18 protein-coding genes, 3 tRNA genes and 4 pseudogenes are annotated in these 20988 nt (G+C 49.2%); 13 read left to right on the plus strand and 12 right to left on the minus strand.

What is annotated here, in order from left to right; genetic code table 11:
* Positions 1–31 precede the first annotated feature (31 nt).
* Both JM656_RS08615 and JM656_RS08620 read right to left on the minus strand, forming a co-directional pair.
* The gene (locus JM656_RS08615) at positions 32–697 is read right to left on the minus strand and encodes an SIS domain-containing protein (RefSeq protein WP_203360805.1); all 666 of its coding nucleotides are present in this window, start codon (positions 695–697) and stop codon (positions 32–34) included.
* Positions 694–1683, minus strand: coding sequence for an ROK family protein (locus JM656_RS08620; RefSeq protein ID WP_203360806.1), 990 nt, complete (start codon positions 1681–1683; stop codon positions 694–696). Before JM656_RS08620 ends, JM656_RS08615 begins: the two co-directional genes overlap by 4 nt.
* A gap of 371 nt (positions 1684–2054) precedes the next feature.
* Between JM656_RS08620 and JM656_RS08625 the strand changes: the two genes are divergently transcribed.
* A complete protein-coding gene (locus JM656_RS08625) occupies positions 2055–3284 on the plus strand; it encodes an ROK family transcriptional regulator (protein WP_203360807.1) in 1230 nt (409 codons plus the stop codon).
* Between the two features lie 50 nt (positions 3285–3334).
* On the opposite strand, the gene JM656_RS08630 is transcribed toward JM656_RS08625, so the two are convergent.
* Positions 3335–3410, minus strand: a tRNA-Asn gene (locus JM656_RS08630).
* A 327-nt stretch (positions 3411–3737) separates the two neighbouring features.
* On the opposite strand from JM656_RS08630, the gene nac reads away from it, so the two are divergent.
* Positions 3738–4655 (plus strand): nitrogen assimilation transcriptional regulator NAC, encoded by a 918-nt coding sequence (gene nac, locus JM656_RS08635; RefSeq protein WP_203360808.1) that lies wholly within the window; start codon positions 3738–3740, stop codon positions 4653–4655.
* 100 nt (positions 4656–4755) lie between these two features.
* Positions 4756–5706, plus strand: a complete 951-nt coding sequence (gene cbl / locus JM656_RS08640; RefSeq protein WP_203360809.1) for an HTH-type transcriptional regulator Cbl — start codon at positions 4756–4758, stop codon at positions 5704–5706.
* 229 nt (positions 5707–5935) lie between these two features.
* Here the strand turns inward: cbl and JM656_RS08645 are convergent, their stop codons facing one another.
* The 4 genes and pseudogenes from JM656_RS08645 to JM656_RS08660 all read right to left on the minus strand — a co-directional run.
* On the minus strand, positions 5936–6985 hold the full coding sequence (locus tag JM656_RS08645) for an ImpA family type VI secretion system protein (RefSeq protein WP_203360810.1): 1050 nt from the start codon (positions 6983–6985) through the stop codon (positions 5936–5938).
* Positions 6986–6995: 10 nt separating this feature from the next.
* The gene (gene tssG / locus JM656_RS08650) at positions 6996–7991 is read right to left on the minus strand and encodes a type VI secretion system baseplate subunit TssG (RefSeq protein WP_203360811.1); all 996 of its coding nucleotides are present in this window, start codon (positions 7989–7991) and stop codon (positions 6996–6998) included.
* Positions 7988–9871 carry a type VI secretion system baseplate subunit TssF gene (gene tssF / locus JM656_RS08655; protein WP_203360812.1) on the minus strand — a complete coding sequence of 628 codons (1884 nt, stop codon included), beginning with the start codon at positions 9869–9871 and terminating at the stop codon, positions 7988–7990. Before tssF ends, tssG begins: the two co-directional genes overlap by 4 nt.
* A gap of 15 nt (positions 9872–9886) precedes the next feature.
* Positions 9887–10072: pseudogene (locus JM656_RS08660) on the minus strand (type VI secretion system baseplate subunit TssE); the annotation flags it as partial.
* A 163-nt stretch (positions 10073–10235) separates the two neighbouring features.
* On the opposite strand from JM656_RS08660, the gene JM656_RS08665 reads away from it, so the two are divergent.
* The 6 genes and pseudogenes from JM656_RS08665 to JM656_RS08690 all read left to right on the plus strand — a co-directional run bounded on the left by JM656_RS08665 (position 10236) and on the right by JM656_RS08690 (position 15514).
* Complete coding sequence (locus JM656_RS08665; RefSeq protein ID WP_238929211.1) at positions 10236–11816, plus strand: RHS repeat-associated core domain-containing protein; 1581 nt, start codon at positions 10236–10238, stop codon at positions 11814–11816.
* Positions 11817–11835: 19 nt separating this feature from the next.
* Complete coding sequence (locus JM656_RS08670; protein WP_203360813.1) at positions 11836–12291, plus strand: hypothetical protein; 456 nt, start codon at positions 11836–11838, stop codon at positions 12289–12291.
* Between the two features lie 39 nt (positions 12292–12330).
* Positions 12331–12618, plus strand: coding sequence for a hypothetical protein (locus JM656_RS08675; RefSeq protein WP_203360814.1), 288 nt, complete (start codon positions 12331–12333; stop codon positions 12616–12618).
* 322 nt (positions 12619–12940) lie between these two features.
* Positions 12941–13615, plus strand: coding sequence for an RHS repeat-associated core domain-containing protein (locus JM656_RS08680; protein WP_203360815.1), 675 nt, complete (start codon positions 12941–12943; stop codon positions 13613–13615).
* A 958-nt stretch (positions 13616–14573) separates the two neighbouring features.
* Positions 14574–15077, plus strand: coding sequence for an RHS domain-containing protein (locus tag JM656_RS08685; RefSeq protein WP_203360816.1), 504 nt, complete (start codon positions 14574–14576; stop codon positions 15075–15077).
* Positions 15078–15228: 151 nt separating this feature from the next.
* Positions 15229–15514 (plus strand): annotated as a pseudogene (locus tag JM656_RS08690) (hypothetical protein).
* A 469-nt stretch (positions 15515–15983) separates the two neighbouring features.
* Here the strand turns inward: JM656_RS08690 and JM656_RS08695 are convergent.
* Together JM656_RS08695 and mtfA are read right to left on the minus strand one after the other, a co-directional pair.
* Positions 15984–16059: transfer RNA gene (locus JM656_RS08695), tRNA-Asn, on the minus strand.
* 100 nt (positions 16060–16159) lie between these two features.
* Positions 16160–16957 carry a DgsA anti-repressor MtfA gene (mtfA, locus tag JM656_RS08700; protein ID WP_203360817.1) on the minus strand — a complete coding sequence of 266 codons (798 nt, stop codon included), beginning with the start codon at positions 16955–16957 and terminating at the stop codon, positions 16160–16162.
* A gap of 93 nt (positions 16958–17050) precedes the next feature.
* On the opposite strand from mtfA, the gene JM656_RS08705 reads away from it, so the two are divergent.
* Positions 17051–17140, plus strand: a tRNA-Ser gene (locus JM656_RS08705).
* A 66-nt stretch (positions 17141–17206) separates the two neighbouring features.
* Here JM656_RS08705 and JM656_RS22275 read toward each other — a convergent pair.
* Positions 17207–17665 (minus strand): annotated as a pseudogene (locus JM656_RS22275) (tyrosine-type recombinase/integrase); the annotation flags it as partial.
* An 86-nt stretch (positions 17666–17751) separates the two neighbouring features.
* Here JM656_RS22275 and JM656_RS22435 point away from each other — a divergent pair.
* Positions 17752–17883 carry a hypothetical protein gene (locus JM656_RS22435; protein ID WP_255565759.1) on the plus strand — a complete coding sequence of 44 codons (132 nt, stop codon included), beginning with the start codon at positions 17752–17754 and terminating at the stop codon, positions 17881–17883.
* A gap of 106 nt (positions 17884–17989) precedes the next feature.
* On the opposite strand, the gene JM656_RS08710 is transcribed toward JM656_RS22435, so the two are convergent.
* Positions 17990–18250, minus strand: a complete 261-nt coding sequence (locus JM656_RS08710; RefSeq protein WP_203360818.1) for a YdgH/BhsA/McbA-like domain containing protein — start codon at positions 18248–18250, stop codon at positions 17990–17992.
* Positions 18251–18362: 112 nt separating this feature from the next.
* On the opposite strand from JM656_RS08710, the pseudogene JM656_RS08715 reads away from it, so the two are divergent.
* Positions 18363–18665: pseudogene (locus JM656_RS08715) on the plus strand (DNA cytosine methyltransferase); the annotation flags it as partial.
* Between the two features lie 205 nt (positions 18666–18870).
* Here JM656_RS08715 and ompC read toward each other — a convergent pair.
* A complete protein-coding gene (gene ompC, locus JM656_RS08720; RefSeq protein WP_203360819.1) occupies positions 18871–20049 on the minus strand; it encodes a porin OmpC in 1179 nt (392 codons plus the stop codon).
* Positions 20050–20686: 637 nt separating this feature from the next.
* Here ompC and drpB point away from each other — a divergent pair.
* Positions 20687–20977 (plus strand): cell division protein DrpB, encoded by a 291-nt coding sequence (gene drpB / locus JM656_RS08725; protein ID WP_203361250.1) that lies wholly within the window; start codon positions 20687–20689, stop codon positions 20975–20977.
* Positions 20978–20988 lie beyond the last annotated feature (11 nt).

Here is a 20988-nt window from a genome sequence, read left to right on the forward strand (position 1 = left end):
TCCTTTTATTATTGTTACGTTCAGGGTCGGTTTACAGAGATACAGCATCGTTAGGGGAGAAAATTTCCATTTCCAGCATCGCGCACAGGCAGTGGTAGACCACCAGCGTCATTTCCTGAATACGGTAGGTTTTTTCCGCAGGTAAACGAATGGGATAATTGGCGAGGTGAGCGAGTTCTCCTCCTTTACTTCCGGTGATAGCAATGGTTTCCATGCTACAGATTTCCGCGATGCGCACAGCATTGGCAACATTTGCCGCATTGCCGGAAGTGCTGAGCGCCAGTAGCATATCGCCGGGTTTGCCGTAGCCGTACACTTGCTGGGCGAAAACCATGTCGGCAGCGACATCATTAATAAATGCTGTGCTGAAGCTGGTATGGCTTACCAGTGAAATTGCTGGTAACGCCCCTTGTAGATGGTTGCTGAGGTAGTCACCTTGTTCTGGCCAGGCGGCGGTGATTTTTTCTTTCACGCTGTCAGGCAGTTGTCGCGGTAAGATAAACCCTTTCATCAATTCACCGACAATATGCTCACAGTCTGAGGCACTGCCGCCGTTGCCGCAGATCAACAGTTTTCCACCCTGGCGAAAACAGACCAACAGACGTTCCAGGACGCTGACGATTGCAGTTTCGCACTCCTGCAGTGCGGGATTATCATTCATTGCCTGTTGCAGAATACGCTGCGTCACGTTTTTCATGCGCACACCGCCTGATCGTTGATAGCCACGGCCAGTGCGGCATAATCGCCTACATTGTCACCAAGCTTTGCCGCGACCACCTGGCACTCCGCCAATGATGAGGGGAGGCATTCACGGGAGAGTATCGCGCTGGCGGCTGGCCATAACAGGTCCTGGCAGCGGGTGAAAATACCGCCGATCACGATGACCTGTGGGTTAAGAATATCGATGATAATGGCCAGGCCTTTGCCCAGAGATTCGCCACTGAGACGATAGATTTCCCGAGCCAGCTCATCACCTTCCCGCGCCGCGTCGGCAACGATGCGCGCATCCAGATGTTCGAGATCATGGGCATTGGGGCAAAATGCCACGGGCTGACCAACCTGGAATTTCTCGTACACTTTGCTCTTTGCTAACTGCGCAATACCGCCGCCGCTGCAAAATCCTTCAAAAGACCCCATTTTTCCGTAACCCACCGGTCCATGCTCCGCCAGGCGAATATGGCCCACTTCGCCAGCCATGTCGTTACTGCCGGAATAGAGTTTTCCATTAAGGATCAGACCCGCGCCCAGCCCCGTGCCAAAGGTTAAAAACACCGCGTTTTCATAGCCGCGAGCTGCGCCAAATCGCCATTCCGCAAGAGTGCAAGCGTTGGCATCATTTTGTAATTTTACGGGCACATTAAAACGATTTTGCAGAATATTAACGATGGCAATGTTATCCCAGCCAATCAAATTTGGCGGCGATAAAATAAGGCCTTCTTTAACATTTAACGGACCACCACAGCTGATGCCAATAGCATCTATCTGCTTTTCAGTTAACGCATTTCGACGCAATAGTTCGCTGATGGATAAAATGATTTCGCCAATTATTCTATCCACATAAATGCTTTCGCCAGTGTTGAAAACATGCTTATCAATAAGTGTAAGCTCGTTTTCTGTAATAGCCCCAAGGGAGATTGCGCATTTTGTTCCACCGATATCCACGCCGATGATTTTCTGGTTCATATAGCCTCAGGAAAATAAAAGTTAGCTGACTATCAGCCCGCGTAAACGGTGGCTAACAGGGACAATTGGCAGGATTTATAGCGCAAACAAAATAGTTGGTAAACTTGATTTACTAACTCATGCGTGTTTTTTTAGCAATGTGTGATAAACTTCACATCCGTGAATTGTGAAATTTAATTTATATATCTATCAGTATGTTGAGTCATTATTGTTTATAATCTTACGATACTTTCAATGATCCACCAATGAACAAAATTGATGGTGGGCATCGCAATACGCAAGGATCCAGGGAAGATTACAATCCGCACCAGTGTGGTATTGTGACTGCTTAACGACGATTCTCTTGTCATGAACAGAAAGGGTATCCCTTAATGAATAAGAAAAAAGGACTTAATATCAACGACGTAAGGGAGACTAATCGACTGTCTGTTTTACGCTTGCTGGCGACCAACAAAATGATGTCTCGCGCTGAGCTTGCCCGACACACGGGATTAACCAAGATGACGCTATCGAATCTTATCCAGGATATGATTGCTGAAAATCTGGTTGCGGAATCACAACAGCTCCCTGACGATTATCAGACGGGACGTAAACCTGTCTTGTTAATGATTTCACCAGATTCCCCCTGTATTCTTGGCGTGCTGATCCGCAGGGATGTATTAACCACGGTGATTGGCGATCTTACCGGGAATGTTATTTATAAAAATACCGCTGAGTATCCTGCTGAACTGAATAATGACACCCTCAAAAAATTAATATCAGAGCAGTATACATTGGCATTGAAGCATACTTCACGACGAGTGATCGGTACTGGAATATCTTCTATCGGACCGCTTGATGAAAATGAAGGGGTTCTTTTACATCCACCTGAATTTGGTAGCGTTTATCATTTCAATGCGGTGAAAGTGATTGGTGAGCTAACAGAAGCACCGGTATTTCTAATTAATGATGCTAATGCCGCAGCACTGGCAGAAAAACTTTACGGAATTGGGAAGGGGTGTGCAAATTATATTTATGTGCATCTGATGAATGGTATCGGGGCCGGTCTGGTGCTGAATGGAAGAATACATACCGGTAATGTCGGGCAAGGTGGTGAAATTGGTCATACGTCGATTAACTTCGAAGGACCGTTCTGCTCTTGCGGCAATCGTGGTTGCCTAGATTACTATACCAATATTCATAATTTGAGAAAGCGCATCACTATGCAAGCCGGGCTGAATTCCGAATCGCGGCTTGTTCAGCAGGATGCGCCTACGCTGGCTGATATTATTGATGCTGCTCATCAGAAGGATCAACTGGCCGTTAGCGTGCTGGATGAGTTCTGCCGGTATCTGACATGGTCGCTGATCAACACGCTGTCATTGATCGATAGCGATTTTATTATTATCGGTTATGAGAAAAATGTTGCGGGTGGTTTGATCGAAGAGACGTTGATGCTGAATATCAATAACGCACCTGGCTTTAATGAAAATAGAAAGGTGTCGATTGTTCATTCTGTCTTCGGTGCCAGTGCGCCGTTGATTGGGGCAATTGCGGTGATCAGTGAACATGTTTTCAGCGGTCAGATTAAACTGACTCCCGGAGTAACATCGCAGCATTGATTATCAGACAGAAAGCAAAAAGCCCGCTAAAAAGCGGGCTTTTCTAAATTTGGCTCCTCTGACTGGACTCGAACCAGTGACATACGGATTAACAGTCCGCCGTTCTACCGACTGAACTACAGAGGAATCGTGTGAACGAGGCGCATATTAGCGGCGCGAGTTTGGGTTGTCAAAGGGTGAAATACGATTTCGCGTTCGTTTGCTGACAAAATCAACAAAGCGATGCTCTTTCGGGCAGTTTCCCATTTTGCCCTGATCTGGTGCGCTTTTACCTGTGATGGAGCAGAACACCATGACCGATTGGGTTTATAAGAATGTCATGAAGGAATAATGACTTGTTTAACAACCCATTAGAGTGCGTGTCGTCGATTGATAGAAACTGGCAAGCATCTTGCAAAATCTTCTGAAACACGGTTGCCAGCACCAGGGCTGGCGTTCCGGACAGGAGGCAAAATGAACTTCAGACGGCTGAAATATTTCGTAAAAATCGTCGATATTGGTAGCCTGACTCAGGCTGCTGAAGTGCTGCATATCGCGCAACCTGCACTTAGCCAGCAGGTCGCAACGCTGGAAGGGGAACTGGATCAGCAACTGTTGATTCGAACCAAGCGGGGCGTAACGCCTACTGAGGCTGGAAAAATTCTCTATACGCATGCACGGACGATACTCCGCCAGTGCGAGCAAGCCCATCTGGCGGTGAATAACGCCGGCCAGACCCTCAGTGGGCAGGTGTCTATTGGTCTTGCTCCAGGGACCGCTGCCTCTTCTATAACCATGCCGCTGCTTCAGGCGGTGCGCGCCGAGTTACCCGAGGTACTGGTCTACTTACATGAAAATAGTGGGGCAGTACTGAACGACAAACTGCTTAACGGCCAACTGGATATGGCTGTGCTGTATGAACGCTCCCCGATCGCCGGTATTACCAGTCAGCCTTTGCTCAAGGAAGATCTGTTCCTGGTGGGAACCTGTGATTGCCCCGGGCAGAGTGTCGATTTAACGGCGGTTGCTGAGATGAATCTGTTCCTTCCACGGGACTACAGCGCGGTTCGCCTGCGTGTGGATGAAGCGTTTTCGCTACGCCGCCTGATGCTGAAAGTGATTGGTGAGATTGAATCTATCGCAACATTAACGGCGGCAATTGCCAGCGGAATGGGAGTAACAGTGTTACCGGAGTCGGCAGCCCGCGCTCTGAGCAGTGCGGCAAATGGCTGGATGGCCCGTATTACAACACCTTCTATGAGCTTACATTTGTCGCTGAATACGCAGGCCAAAGGGAGCTTGTCACCTCAGGCTCAGGCGGTAAAAGAGATTTTGATGTCTCTGGTGAGCCATCCAACTCTGGAAAATCGGGAATTGTTGCTGGTGAGTTAAGCGTTATTCCTCAGTGGAATAAGATGCGGGTTTTTATTATTTGTTATGCCGGGCATCAGACTTTAACAATAGCGTAATGTCTGATGTTTCGGAGCGAAGAGTGAATTTTCAGCAACTAAAAATAATCCGCGAGGCGGCCCGTCAGGACTATAACCTGACGGAAGTGGCCAATATGCTCTATACCTCTCAGTCGGGCGTGAGTCGGCATATTCGTGAACTTGAGGACGAGCTGGGCATCGAGATTTTCATCCGGCGCGGTAAACGTCTGCTCGGAATGACGGAACCCGGCAAAGCGCTGCTGGTGATCGCCGAGCGGATTCTCAATGAAGCCAGTAATGTTCGCCGGCTTGCTGATTTGTTTACCAACGACACCTCCGGTGTTTTAACGATTGCCACCACGCACACCCAGGCGCGATACAGTCTGCCCGAAGTCATCAAAGCTTTCCGTGAATTGTTCCCGGAAGTTCGCCTGGAGCTCATTCAGGGAACACCGCAAGAGATTGAAGGGTTGTTGTATAGCGGCGGAGCCGACATAGGGATTGCCAGTGAGCGGTTAAGTAACGACCCTCAGTTAGTTGCGTTCCCCTGGTTTCGCTGGTATCACAGTCTGTTGGTGCCTCGTGATCACCCACTTATACACTCCTTACCCTTAACGCTGGAGTCAATTGCACACTGGCCGTTGATCACATACAGACAAGGAATTACCGGGCGCTCCCGCATTGATGAAGCTTTTACTCGCAAAGGACTACTCCCTGATATCGTCCTGAGCGCTCAGGATTCGGATGTGATTAAAACCTACGTGGGACTGGGGTTGGGGATAGGTCTGGTGGCAGAGCAATCAAGTGGTGAGCAGGAAGAGGGGGCGCTGACACGTCTCGATACCCGACATTTATTTGATGCCAATACGGTTTGGCTCGGTCTGAAACGCGGACAGTTACAGCGTAATTACGTCTGGCGTTTCATTGAGTTATGTAATGCAGGGTTGTCAGTTGAGGATATTAAGCGACAGGTGATGGAATCAGACGAGAGTATCATCGATTATCAGATATAAAGCAAAAAGCCCGCTAAGAAGGATTACCCGCTACAATCGCAGGCATTTCCTGTCTTCACGGTGAGGTCTGACGCCGCCGGGATGACGCGGCTTCAGGTCTGGTTGTAAAACACGTCGATGCAGGAAAAGCACATCCGGGATATTCCTCTGGTATCCCGTTGTTGATGTTTAATTCTTCGCCGCCAGAAGCGGCGTGTGAAGAAAAACGTAAACTCATTGCTTACTGCTACTACTCCAGCGCATCCCACTTCTCTAGTAGCTCCCCAGGAATTTCATTGATCACTTCAGAAAACCTTTTTCCGACCAGCCGTTCTGCCTGGCGCAATAATGGGATCGTCGGACTGCTCGGCTCACTGTTTTCAAACCAACGGCGGATGATCCGCAGGCGTGTCAGCGCATCGTTGCGATCGCGGATCGGTCCGGAGTCCGCGCTGTCCGTTGCGGCTATTTCCGCAGGGATGCCCACCAATGCGGGAGAAGGTGATGCCAGCATCGGTTCAATGCCAGGTATGATGGTTGAGTCTGGCTGAACAATCGGTGTTTCTGGCAGAGTGATCTCCGGCGTGGTGGTCTGTATCACCCCCGGCAACAGAGCCAAAAGTTGTTGCAGGCGGGAAAAATCCGGGGCCAGATCGTGCAGTGTCTCCCTGGACCATCGTTGCAGTTGTTTCGTCGTCTCCATCGCCCGTCGAAAGGCTTCAAGAGGCAGCATGCCACGAGCTTCCAGGTCGGCCAGTTGCTGGCGTACCGATTCCGGTGCGAGCGCATCTGCCGGACGTGGTGCGGACATCGCGCGCTCCACATCCCGTACCTGAAGACGCATGGCTGCACTATTTGATAGTGCAATGCTGCGGATATCCGCCATCACACCTTCGGGATCCAGCAGCGCCGACAGCGCATTACTGCGTGCCACTACCGCATCTTCGATTGTGGTTTCCTGCCCGGCAAGAAGCTGCGGGTGGATGGCGTCAGGATAAGTGGAACAAAGATTTTCCATCAGCGTGAGTGCTTCCGCCAGCCCCTGAGTTCCAGCCTGTTGGATACGGCAGCGCAGTAATACCACCAGTACGCGAATATCTTTGCTGCGTGCCAGCAGGCGACGGGCATCCCGCTCCAGCTCCGCCCAGTTAACGGTTTCCGGTGAACTGATAAAATCGCCATACTGGGCTTCCGCCCGGGGGGCTGCACGGGTGAACAACAGCAGATATTCCGGGTCATACTCCAGATCGGGACCGCACGGGAGTCCCGCAGAAACAGGTTCAGACAGGGATCTATCCATAAAGCGGCCCTCAGTGCGTCAGATAACATTCAGGTTCAAAAATCATACCCGTCACCGGGTCATCGTTCATGGCTTTCCCCGCCCAGGCCGTCCAGCCAAGCTTGTGGGGGCCGCCAATCACCGCCGGGGGCGCTGTGTGTGGTTTAAGCTGCAGTTCAATTTCCCAGCAGTATTCAAAACCGGTGAAAGCGCGCACCAGTTCTGTCAGTACTGGCAGATTATTGCCGCCGGGCAGGAAGCGCTGGTAATCCGCCAGGGTGAGAGGGCCGATGACCAGTCGAAATTTATACTGCATGTCCGGCACTGCCTGGCCGATGAGTGCGCCATTGCCAATCACAGAGGATGGCAATGGCATTCCCAACAGGGTGATTTCATCATTCGCCACGGCTATCCAGTGCAAAACAAATTCCTGTATGCGGAAGGGAACGCCAAAATAGTGCGCCAGCGTGGCAGCCAGTCCGTCCGGGTTACGGGATTCACGTACCAGGTGAGCTGACGCTGCCAGGCGGACGTGATCCGGCAGCGGACTGACGGCGCTCTCCCGCAGATCCTGTCCACTGAGACTGGCAATGTAGAAGGCAAAGCGATCGTATTCCGGTTTATCCAGCCCGCCTCCTGCTGATTGAGCACTCCGCCAGGCCTGGTAAAACTGCGTCAACCAGCGGTGGTGAAAAAGATCGGAAAAATGGGTCAGTGTCGGATCGCGGCGGCTTTCTGTCCGGTTCAACGCCAGCTCGGTATAGTGCAGCGGCAGCGGGCCATTCGGTCCCCACAATCCGAGACTGTAAAGACCCAGGTGCAGGCGTCCTTCCTGCCAGCTCACCTGAGCAATCTCCCGTGGCGCAAAGGTCAGGGTGGGGGTCTGCCCGAGGCGAAATTTTTCCATGCGCGGCTGCCAGGTGCTGCCGACCGGAGCCGCACAGAGCTGTACGTCCACGCGTCGCATCAGATTCAGAAAACCATAGCGCCAGGGGGCAACTTGAGCCTTGGTGAACGCTGTATTCATATACTCCCCCGCAGCCCGACTCTTACCGGCCAGGTCATGATGCGGCCACGCTGCATCGAGAGCAGTGTCATCTGCGAGAAGGTATTGATGGAGACATGGCGTGCAATATAGTGTTCCAGTACCAACCCGAACAGATATGGACTGATGCCGGAAAATCCTTCCTCATCCACGGTCAGTTCGCAACTGACGCCGCGACCGTAGACCAGCAGCCCCGATCCCGGTAGGCGGCGGGTGACCGGGGTGGTATTACAGCCAATCAGACTGCGTATCTGACGTGATTGCGGGCTGTCATGTGCCGGAATAAATAGATTCAGCAGATCGCGTAATGCCTGGCCGCCAGTGCGGTGATCCAAATCGGCAAGCGGCAGATAGTTAAATGACAACTGGCGAATCAACCGCCAGGCCATTTCGCGTTCGGCCAGCGGCGGTTGTGGCGGACGAGGAGGCCGGATAAGGCCGACGCCAGCCACCGGAATGGCAGCATCCACGGTCAGATCATCAAGACCATTACGTCGGATCAGACAGGGCAGATCACGGTTTGTCACCATTGCTGTGATGGTGATGTGACGTAGGTTTTCCGGGTAGGGGGCTTCATGCTGATCAACCAGCGACAGGAAAACCTCCGACCCGGTATAGGCTGTACGGGTGCCGTAGCGACGGGCATTCTCTGACAACCGGCGCTGTTCCCGGCGCAGGGAGAAGTAACGTCCGTGGTTGCCTTCATCATTATTGCGGGTGTGGTAGAGCGGGCGGAATGTCATTTTCCGCGTGGTTTCTGCCTCCAGACCCTCAACTTCCTGTACGGAGAAGACCTCATAATCCAGCGGATGAGTGCGATCTACCACCAGATGCTGTTCCGTCATGCTATGGGTGACTTCGACCCGCGTGGTGGTGCGGGGAAAGAGATTAATCACCGGTGTACAAAACAGACTGAACTGTGCGGTATCCGTCTGATGGAGTAGCCAGTCCGGCGGCAGACGGTTAAGTAATATGACAATCTCGGCAACGCCGCTATTAATTTTCTGTAGTCCGGCAGAGAGGCCGGTCGGGGTGAAGAAATAAAAACGCTCAGGACAGGCGAAGTATTCCTGCAGTAGATTATGGCCGTGGAACACATTCCAGGCGAGCGGTAACAATCCTTGATCTGGTTCCAGTCCCTCGTGCGTTACAGGCTGCTTCAGGTTTACGTCCAGAACGCAGTCAAAATGTCCCGGCTCTCCGGCCAGCGTGGCGACGGCACTGGTGTGCAGCAGTTCAAACAAATGTGAGGCAATACGCTCTTCGCCGCAGAGATAAAACGACAGCCGGTCCGGCCCGGCAAGTTGGCTAAAACTTAGTTCACCGAAGGTGCGCAACGTGATACGCAGCGCGCCAGCGACATGAATGTTCGCAGGCAAATAACGGTGCAGGGCGGGCATATCCGGAGGCGCGGCGGTCAGGCGAACTTCTTCAATAGAAAGAGGCCACAGCGTGACATCCTGGCTGCTACGAAACTGGCAGGCGGTGTTTTCGCCTTCGGGGATTGTGGAGAAAAAAGCGGTGTCACGAGGTACGGTGAACCCTTTTGCCAGATCGCCTTCCTGCGGATCAGGATACAACCGGGCCACGGTCATAGAGGGTATAGGCGCAACGTAATTGGGACTGACAACCTCCAGCAACCGCTGGGTGAAACGGGGAAACTCGGCATCAATTTTTAGCTGTGTGCGGGCGGTCAGGAAACTGAATGCCTCGATCATGCGTTCCACATACGGATCGGCAATGTCTGTGTCCTGCATTCCCAACCGGGCGGCTATTTTGGGATGGCGGGCCGCGAACTCTGCACCGGTTTCCTGCAGGTAGCTCAGTTCGCGGTTGTAATATTCCAGTAGCCGTGGATCCATGAATAATTCCCTGTGTTAAAAAAACGTAATGCGACTCTGTTCCATATCCAGCGCGCTGCGTACCCGAAACGCCGTCGGATAAGGCTGCGTCAGGATTTCTCCGCGAATTTCAAACTGCAGCGTGTTGTGACCGTTCTGACGGCGTTCATCCTGTAGCGGGATGATTTGCAGCGTGGATGACTTCAGGCGGGGTTCAAAACGGATAAAGGCCGCAGCATCACCTTCGACCCACTTGATGCCGGTGAGCTGATCTACCCGGACACAGCATTACCGGTACACAGATGCGGGTCAGACTGCGGAGGTCCGGGACGACACCAGTGGCGTCAGCTGGCGCTATGACGCGGGCGGGCGCATCGCCGAAGAAGTGCAGACCGCATATAACGCCGACGGGGAGGCCATCTGGCAACACAAAACCGGCCACCGTTACGACGCACTGGGCAATGAACAGCAGACACAGTACGGCGCGCTGCCACAGGTCGGCTGGCAGCGCTACGGCAGCGGGCATCTTATCGGTGTCGGCCTGGGCGGTCATGTGATGGTGGAGCTGACGCGGGACAAGCGACACCGGGAAGCTGAGCGGGTGTTCGGGCCTTACCGTGAGCAGCGGCGCTACACGGCAGCGGGTCAGTTGGCAGCGCGGGTTACCGGCAGTGAGACGCAGGACTACCGGTACGACATCCGGGGTCAGCTCACCAATATTGGTGAAGAACGCCGGTACGGTTACGACGACAACGGGCGCTTAATCAGCGCGGTGCAGCCGGGGCTTAACGCGGACTACCGCTATGACCCGGCGGGCAACCGGGTGGACGGGGAAGGACGACAGCAGTTCGACAACCGCCCGGCAAAAGACAGCCAGTGGCAGTATGAGTACGATACGTGGGGCAACCTGATTAAAAAGAGCAATGAGCGGGAGAAACATCTTTACACTTACGACCTGCTGCACCGCTTAACGGGCTTTGAGAAAAAGACCCCGGCAGGCACAGTCACACAGGCCCGCTATCAGTACGACCCGTTCGGACGGCGCCTCAGCAAGACAGTAAAATGTAATAACCAGAGCGACACCACGCGCTACGGGTGGGACGGCGACCGGCTGGTGCTGACGCAGACCAAAAACCAGAAAATTCACACGCTCCACGAGCCCGGCAGCTTTACGCCGCTGCTGCGCATCGAAAGCGACGGCGGAGACGACGCGTATACCTGCCTTGCCGACAAACTCCAGCAGTACAGCCAGATACCCTTTACGACTCAGGAGTATGCGGATATGGAGCGTCTGGAAGACGAACTGAGGACCGGAAACCTGTCGGAACGTAGCCGCAACTGGCTGGAATTTGCGAATATCCCTGCCCGGCTGATGGCGGCACAGCTTGACCCGCTGCCGGTGGTGAATATCCGACAGGTTCATCTTTATCAGTGTGACCTTCGGGGTATGCCGGTGGCGCTGATAAACCGGGAAGGACAGACAGAATGGAAAGCAGAGGTGGACCCGTGGGGGAAAATCCTGTTGGAAGAGAACCCGCACAATATTGAACAACCGCTGCGGCTGCCGGGTCAGTGGTATGATGATGAGTCGGGACTACACTATAACCGGCACCGGTACTATGATCCGCAGCAGGGAAGATATATTACGCAGGACCCGATAGGACTGAAGGGGGGATGGAATTTATACATTTATCCATTAAATCCGATATATTTTTCCGACCCGTTGGGGTTATCTGCGCAACCGTTCATTGAGGATAAAGTGGGATCAGGAGATTGCGGACAAACATCGGGGAGGTTGTTGACTTGCCAGACTGCTATGAGTGATTGCGCGCAAGCCCAAAGAGAATGTGAAACTCTATGTAGAACCGCAAGGACAGATCCTGACTTACAACACGTCTGGGGTGGGTCATTATTTACTTGTATAAATGGTTGTTTACCTGCGCACTGTGGCGGAAATCCAGTTTAAACATAATGAGGATTGTAAATTGTCACATAACAATGAAACATGGGAAAAATATAAAGATGTTCGTGCTGATGGACACAGGGATGATGTGATTAAATTACTCAGGGATATAGTCCCAGTGGGCGAAGAGGCATTAGATGATTACTATTTTATGGGGCAGGGTTTTTTCGAGCTTGAGGAATATCATTTAGCAATAGACATGTTAACGCAATGTATTGATATTGGTAAGCATAAAGGCATTAGCTGGTATCAAGATACAGCTTATCTTTTACGTGCTTATGCGTTTATTGAAAAAGGTAAATATAAAGAGGCTAAAGAAGATATTGATTTTGTGGCAGATGATACAAGGATAGCATGGCTATACCGACACCCGGAACCAGAAATAAATAAATCGTTGGTTATTCAAAAATTGAATGCTCTCACAGCTAAGACTCCATCAGCTACACCTAACAGGAAGCATTCACCAAAGCTCCGATAAGCCTATCCTCCGGGGACTGTAAAAGAGTTAGCGGAGGATATGTTAAAACAATATGACTACGACCAGTACGGACGTTTAACCCGCGCGACACAGCCGGGCCACCGTATTGAGGAAGAAGGCCGCCAGCAGTTCGACAACCGGCTCGTGCAGGACAGCCGGTGGAGCTATGAATACGACGCCTGGGGCAACCTGGTCAAAAAGCACAGTGAAACGGAAACGCACGTTTACCACTACGACCTGTTGCACCGGTTATCGGGCTACGAGAAACAGACCCCGGTAGGAACGGTAACGAAAGCCAGCTACCACTATGACCCGTTCGGACGGTGAATCACTAAAAGCGTGGACAAAAACCACGAAACGACCCTCACGTGCTACGGGTGGGACAGCGACCGGCTGGTGCTGACGCAGAGAAACGGCCAGAAAGTGTACACGCTGTATGAACCCAACACTTTCGCGGCACTACTGAGGGGGGAAAGTGATGGCGGTGATGAACCGTATACTCCACTTGTGCAGAAGTTGCAGCAGTGCAGCCAGATACCGTTTACCGCACGGGAGTATGCGGACATGGATCATCTAAGACCTGCGAACAGGAAACCTGTCGGAAAGAAGCCGTAACTGGCTGGAATTTGCGAACATACCAGCACAATTGATGGCGGCACAGCTTGACCCGCTGCCGGTGGTGAATATCCGAAAAATTCATCTTTATCAGTGTGACCACCGTGGCACACCAGCGGCGCTGATCAACCAGGAGGGACAGACAGAGTGGAAAGCAGAGGTGGACCCGTGGGGGGAAATCCTGTCGGAAGAGAACCCGAACAATATTGAGCAGCCGCTGTGGCTGCCGGACCAGTGGTACGACGAGGAATCGGGACTGCACTATAACCGGCACCGGTACTACAATCCGGCGCAGGGGAGATATATAACGCAGGATCCAATAGGTCTGAGAGGGGGGGAGAATCTCTACATTTACGTATTAAATCCACTGCAATATATAGATCCGTTGGGATTAAGTGGATTTGATGCTCTGGGTAGTTGGTTCAACCAGCCGGGAATGAAAGACGCGTATAATAAATCAGCTACTCAATCAGGATATTCAGTGCTGGGGCCTGAATCAGAATGGATATTTACTGGGTGGCAAGTTAATGATGGGCCGGAGTGGGCTTTCTGGAGCAAATCGAAATCGGTAAATGCTATGTGTGAAGATCAAAGTGGTAATAAAAAATCGTCAGTTACTTATATTTTCAGAACGGACCATTTGATATTAACGAAGATAGTCCTGGAGGTTTCAGTCCTGATGGGATGGACACAAAAACGGTTGCGATAGGTGAAGCAATGACTGATATCTCTAAAGCGCACTCAAGAGCGGAGAAATGCGGCTCAATGTCAAAATTCCAGTGTTTTATGAAAAATGATGCTACTGAAACTCTAGGGAAAAAACTTTGCAGAGATTAGATTAAATATGGGGACAAACAATTATGCTAAAAAAATGATAATTTCATATGCTTTATCAGTTTTAATATATTTCATCTCGAGGTGTGTGTTACAAATCTTCACAGATAAGGTGTTCGAAAATGGTTTTCCTGGTTGGTTTTTTGTTTATTTATTTAATTTTATTTTTTATATAATGACTATTTCTTGTGGTAGCTTAGTAAGTGTTTTTTTTCATGAGAAAATAATTTTTCATTCATCACTAGTGGCGGCGCTTGGTATTGTGCTTTGTACATTTATTACGAAATCTAAGATAAATGATTATGAATTGTTTTTTTTAGGTATATTGATGGGGGCCATATTAGGTGGGATTGGTGGGGGGCTCGTTCTGTTAATTAGGTGGGTTCGAAGTAAAAAAACGACTAATAGATTCACCTAATAGGATAGCTGGGAATCAAAATAGTAGAGTCTAATATAATGAGCATGGTTGGGAGGCAGTCAGCAGTTCGACAACCGGCCGGAGAAAGACAGCCACTGGCAGTACGAATATGATGCGTGGGGTAACCTCACCAGAAAGAGCAATGAGAGGGAAAAACATCTTTATCACTATGACCTGCAGCACCGCTTGACGGGCTACGAGAAACAGGCCCCGGTATGTGCCATCACCCGTGCGACCTACAGCTATGACCCGTATGGCCGACGCCTGAGCAAAACGGTGACACTCAATCACCAGACTGACACCACGCGCTACGGGTGGGACGGCGACAGACTGGTGCTGACGGAGAAAAACGGCCAGAAAGTGTACACGCTGTATGAACCCAACACTTTCACGCCGCTACTGTGCTTCGAGAGCGATGGTGGGAACGAGCCGTATAACCAGCCTTGCCGACAAACTCCAGCAGTACAGCCAGATACCCTTTACGACTCAGGAGTATGCGGATATGGAGCGTCTGGAGGACGAACTGAGGACAGAAAACCTGTCGGAAAGAAACCGCAACTGGCTGGCATTTGCGAATATCCCCGCACACCTGATGGCGGCACAGCTTGAGCCGTTGCCGGTGGTGAATATCCGCCGTGTTCACCTGTATCAGTGCGACCATTTGGGGACACCGTCGGCACTGATAAACAAGGAAGGACAGACAGACTGGAAAGCGGAACTTGATCCGTGGGGGAATGTTCTGTCCGAAGACAATCCGAAGAAGATGGAGCAGTCGCTGAGACTACCGGGACAGTGGTATGACGAGGAATCAGGGCGGCACTATAACCGGCACAGGTATTATGATCCGGCGCAGGGGATATATATCACGCAGGATCCTATTGGACTGAGGAGGGATGGAGTCCGTACACATATCTGCTGAATCCTATTACAGATATTGATTCTCTTGACCTTATTGCTTGTGGTGTGGATATAGGTGAATCTGGCGACTTGTTAAGGTGAAAAATAATTGCATTAGGAAATGTTTATTTACTTAGTTACCTACAAAAACAACGAATTCTATTTCTTGAATTATGTTGATGAATGTAAGGGAAATCAATGATGTTGATGTTGATGTTATTTATTACGGGAGAGTGTATGGTAAGCGATAAAAATACAGCCATATTAATTAGTGACTTAATGTTAATATTCGGTAAGGAGCTTGATGAATCCGTTGCTGTCGTTGAATCTCATTGTAACGAAGGTGAATTTGAGTCATATCGGGAAGTTGTTGGGTTGATAATGGGTGTGATGCTTATTAAAATAATGAATCCGTTATATGAAAAATATCCTGAAATAAAACCAGACGGATTAAAGTAAAGTGTTTTTAATTAATTGCCTTTCATCACCTCAGCCACCTCCCGCCGCATTCCTTTAACCCACCTTTCTGATTGATAAAGCCCCTTCAGTAATTTCCGCACCTTGTTATTATCGGCCATTAGCACAATACTGCCCTGCGAATCTTTCACGGTCTCGCCCAGTCCGGTCTCAAATACGGCTTCGCGTAAGTTATCTTGAAGGTGCAGGTTGGGATGCTGCTGATAGTACGTAGCGGCAATAGTCTTGTGGTTTTTGTGGCGTATTCTGAGTTTGTCTGAGGATTACATCTTGCAGATAGCGGCATCTGTCAACGCCATAGCGGGGCTTCATTTGCTCACTGAACCTTGCGGCCCAGATTAAATACTCAAAATTTGGGGATCAAAAAAACCGGTAGCCTCTCTCGAGTCACCGAGTAAAAATAAGTACTTTTTAATCTCAAGACCTATAGGAATGTCTCAAAGCTAGAATTTGGCTCCTCTGACTGGACTCGAACCAGTGACATACGGATTAACAGTCCGCCGTTCTACCGACTGAACTACAGAGGAATCGTTTGAACGAGGCGAATAATACTGACCGCACCACACGGTGTCAACAGTAAAATTCGCACGCTATTTCAATTGGTTAATTAATCCACAAATCAGAGAATTAATGTACATATGAAGTCCGCTGCTCGTCGTCATTGTCGCTATCGCGTAAACGCTGTAACGGATCCTGGCGGTAGAACTGGCAAAAGCGTTGCCACAGTGCCGGGAATCGTGGTGCAAACAGTTCTGGCGCACTGAAAAAGTATTCGGACAAGACGGCAAAACATTCAGCAGGGTCGACAGCGGCATAGGCATCGATACTGGATGCTGTCTCGCCCACTAAATCAATCTCGTCCTGAATATTGTTCATGGCAGCGTGCAGGTCATGCTCCCAGCTGGCAACATCCCGCAACGGAATTAAAGGAATGCCGCTGGCGCGATCGCCATTACGCATATCCAGTTTATGCGCCACTTCGTGAATGATCAGATTAAATCCGGAGGCATCGAAGGAGTCATGAATGTCGAGCCAGTTGAGAATAATAGGCCCTTGTTGCCAGCTTTGTCCGGACTGAACGACGCGCTGGTTGTGCACTAACCCAATGTCGTCTTCCCATTCATCATCCACCACAAACGGAGCAGGGTAGATCAGCACTTCATGAAAACCGTCCAGCCATTCGATGCCTAACTCGAGAACCGGTAGACAAAAAAGGAGCGCAATGCGGGTACTTTTTAGCGAGTCCAGCTCAAAACCCTGAAGCGCGACCAGTCTTTTTTGCTGTAAAAAACGCTCTGCCAGCGCAATCAATCTGGCTTGTTCTTGTGCAGAGAGCGTCACCAGCAGAGGAATGGCAAGGGCGTCTTCCCACGGCAGGACTTCATTCTGCGCTGTTTCTTGTGCTTTCCAGGGCCACTTAATCATCGTTTTGCTCGCAAACTCGTCACTTGAACAAAATTGAACGGGCAGGGTCTGTTAAAATGCCAAATTACCTGGCATCATTGCAACCACCAGAACGGAGAGATGCCGGAGCGGCTGAACGGACTAGTCTCGAAAACTAGAGTAGGGGCAACTCTACCGGGGGTTCAAATCCCCCTCTCTCCGCCACTATTCAAGCACTTAGTTCAATCCCATTCAACGACTCATGTCACACTTGGTATAGTGTTGGTATATTCACTTGGTATAAAACTCGCCATCATCATCTTCTGATTTGCCTAATACTGGAAGATCCAATGTGGGAGAAATTTTCACTTTTCTGTCATAAACCACAACCTGGCTTTCAGTTTTGTGACCTGAGAATAATTGCTTGTCTTTACTCGAACCTTCGTAGTCAGAGATCCCCTTGGCTTTGAGATCGTGAAAAGTACATGGCAGTTTTCTATCAAGTTTTTTTCCTGCCGCTTCTCTTGCCGTTTACCACAGATCGTTAAACTCACTTTTCGAATACTTAGTTTTCTTACTGCTACTGATAACGATTTCCCGTCCGCCCTGAGTCTTTGCAAGTTCTATGGCGTTATGAAGCCTCTCAGTCCAGACTTTAATTTGTTTTGTCCCTGTCTTCCCTTGCTGGATAAAAATGCCTTCCTCGCTTATTTGCGACCATTTGAGAGAAAGAACATCGGATAGCCTGGCGTGCTCGATACCGCTCTGAAAATTGCGTTGGTGGCTGGGGTTATGTTGATGCAGGCCTTCAATGGGATATAGCAAAGGGGCATGAAATGCAGGCACTCTACGCAGCACCACCATTACAGTCTGTGACGGTGCCGGATGAGTTCGAACGCAAGCGTGAAGCCATCAAGCAAGAAATGGCGCCAGGTGCGCGCACCACCACGCACCGGTTTAAGGTGTAACTCAATCAGCTCCACTAATACGGGGCTTAGTTTTATCTGGGTATAGCGGCTCTATTGAGGGAGCCGTTAATTTTTCGGATGATACATTCTTCCTGTTGATCAACATTTATTTATAGAGGGTTGCTTCACCGTAGACCTGCCCAGCATCATTACTCTCAGTAGTAATCGTATATGCTGATGCACCGCTGTTAATTGCTTCCGATTTAAGGGTGCTTTCAACATCTTCAACACTGTTTCCCTTTGCAGTGAGGGTGCCGCTCATGTGACTGGCAGAGTTCCCATTGGTAAGAGAATCAACAGCAAAAGTCGTTATCGGAAGAGCTATCAGGATCACAGCTATTGAAAAGTGAAGTAAATTTTTCATCATTACATCCTCCTAGCTTATGAGTGATTAAACATAATCACCTCATAAATTATAGGTGAAATGACACAGAAAAATGTCAAGATTAGATGGGATAATTCTCCTCTACTCCCCACACGCCGAGTCAGTACGTGATTTTCTTCGTGAATATTGTGGTGAAGATGCTTTCGAATTTGTGGAAGTAGATAGCGTTATGAAGCGCATTGTAGATATTGGCATGCGCATGTTGCAGCCGCATGAACTCTACCGCGCTCAAGGCTTCCCGGAGTGGTACATCATCGATCAGGATTATCGGGGTCAGAAATACGCGAAGGACAAGCAGGTAGCGCGATGTGGCAACGCTGTTCCGCCGCCATTTTCAGAGGCATTAGTGCGAGCTAATTTACCTGAGCTTTGTCAGCATAAAGAGATTGTCGCTTAATAAAACGCATTCAATTCAATACGTTACTGTTGGTTATTTTTCATCAATGCTGACATGAACTAACAATTTGTGCTTAAGACAGAGCGTAGTCTGGATAATGACTTTATTCACTGGACGATATCGGTGGTGATTATTTATCACGGTGATAGATGGAAAGGTGGGGGATAAAAAAGCCCGCGTAGCGCGGGCCTGGGAAGACGGGAAGTTAGAACTGGTAAACCAGACCAACAGCAACGATGTCATCTGTTGCGATGCCGTTGTCAGCATAAAACTCGTCATCTTCATCCAACAGGTTGATTTTATAATCAACATAGGTGGACATGTTTTTGTTGAAGTAGTAGGTCGCACCAACTTCTACGTATTTGACCAAATCTTTGTCGGTGTAACGAGGGTTGCCTTTACTATCGTGATCCCAACCACCTAAATCTGAGCCTTTAGATTGCAGGTAGGCCAGAGAAGGACGCAGACCAAAATCGAACTGATACTGAGCAACGGCTTCAAAGTTCTTGGTTTTATTGGCGATGCCACCTTCTTTACCATCACCACTACCGTAATACGTCATATTGCGCGTTTCTGCATACATTGTTGCCAGATAAATGTTATTAGCATCATATTTAGCGCCAACGGTCCAGGCTTCTGCCGTTTCACCACCGGCATAGCTGTTATCATGAAAACGATCTCCGTTACCACTAGTTACCTGAGCGTCAGTACGGTCTGAGGCAGAATATGCCGCACCCAGACTTAAACCAAAGTCAAAGTCATAGGAGGTGGACATACCGAAACCGTCGCCGTTTTCTTTGGCGAGCTTACGGCCAGTGCTGTTACCAGAACCTTCCTGGCCAGCACTGTTGCCTTCATTATTACCCTGATACTGCAATGCAAAGTTCAGACCGTCAACCTGGCCGAAGAACCCTTTATTACGATAAGTGGCAACGCCGTTAGCACGACCTAACATGAACACATCAGTCTGAGTGTAGGTATCGCCACCATATTCTGGCAGCATATCAGTCCACGCCTCTACGTCGTAAACTACGCCATAATTACGACCATAATCAAAGGTACCATTCTGACCAAAACCTAAACCCGCAAAGCCCAGACGAGTCCAGGAGTCGCCTTTGTCACCTTCAGTACCATTTGCCTGAATGTTATATTCCCACTGACCGTAACCAGTGAACTGATCTGCGATCTGCGTTTCACCTTTGAAACCGAAACGGACATAAGTCATATCACCATCGTTGCCGGTATCGTCAGAGAAGTAGTGCAGACCATCAACCTTTCCGTATAGATCAAGTTTATTGCCGTCTTTATTATATACTTCAGCCGCATTTGCTGCGCCTGCCGCTAATAATACCGGGACAAGCAATGCCAGAACTTTTCTTTTCATTATATATATCCTTATGATAATAATTTGTGTGAATATGTACTCTATCCGGGAAAGTACATTGAGATACTATTCTATGAAGTTCATTGTTTTTTAAAAATAACATGTAACAAATATATTTAAAATAATTCAAATTGTTTCTGTTAGCTTTATTATAAATAATTAAATATGATTCATTTTATTTTTATTGTTTGTAATTATGTTTAACTTTCATTTGGTTATGGTTTGCCTCACTAAAATTATCTGAATTAATAATATTGAGTGTATTTATAATGTTTGTCTGTGGTATTTGTTTCAGGAAAAAACGGCAGAGATGCCGGCAATGAAGTATTGCTAAAGTGAATAGTAAATGGATAATAACGGACTATTCTGGCATAAAATTAAAATGATGCGCTGTTGTTAATTTCATTCACGAGATTAATAATTTAAATCTCTGGTGTTGACACTTTTTGTTTCTAGTCTGGACTGACAAGGCTTTCGAAGCCTTAACTAAAATTGCCTGAGATCAATGTATATGTAAAATAAATAACCAAAGCTCGTATAGCGCCTTACTTCACAGTTGAATGTGATTATAATCACAAAGTTGTGTAAATTTCGTCATTTTAGTTACATCACGAAAGCGGAGTATAAATTGACCAATATGGATGAAAAAGCAAACCGCAGTCTGGGCGGAAAACTGGCGTTGTGGGTTTTTTATGCTTTTTGCGGCTATTTTGTCTGGGCCATGGCGCGGTATATCTGGGTGATGAGCAACCTTCAGTCAGTGCCTGTTCCTGGCATGGAGAGCGATCTGGGGTCAACGGCAGGTAAATGGCTGGGGGCTTTGCTGGGATTTGTTGTGTTGAGCCTGGTGGGCGTCATCCTGGGGGGAATTGCATGGTACACAAGACCTCGTGATATTCGGCGTGAAGGTGGCAGAGAAAGTTGCTAACGTGAAGCCTT

It is taken from the genome of Citrobacter sp. R56 (genome assembly GCF_016811995.1).
GTDB lineage: Bacteria > Pseudomonadota > Gammaproteobacteria > Enterobacterales > Enterobacteriaceae > Citrobacter_D > Citrobacter_D enshiensis.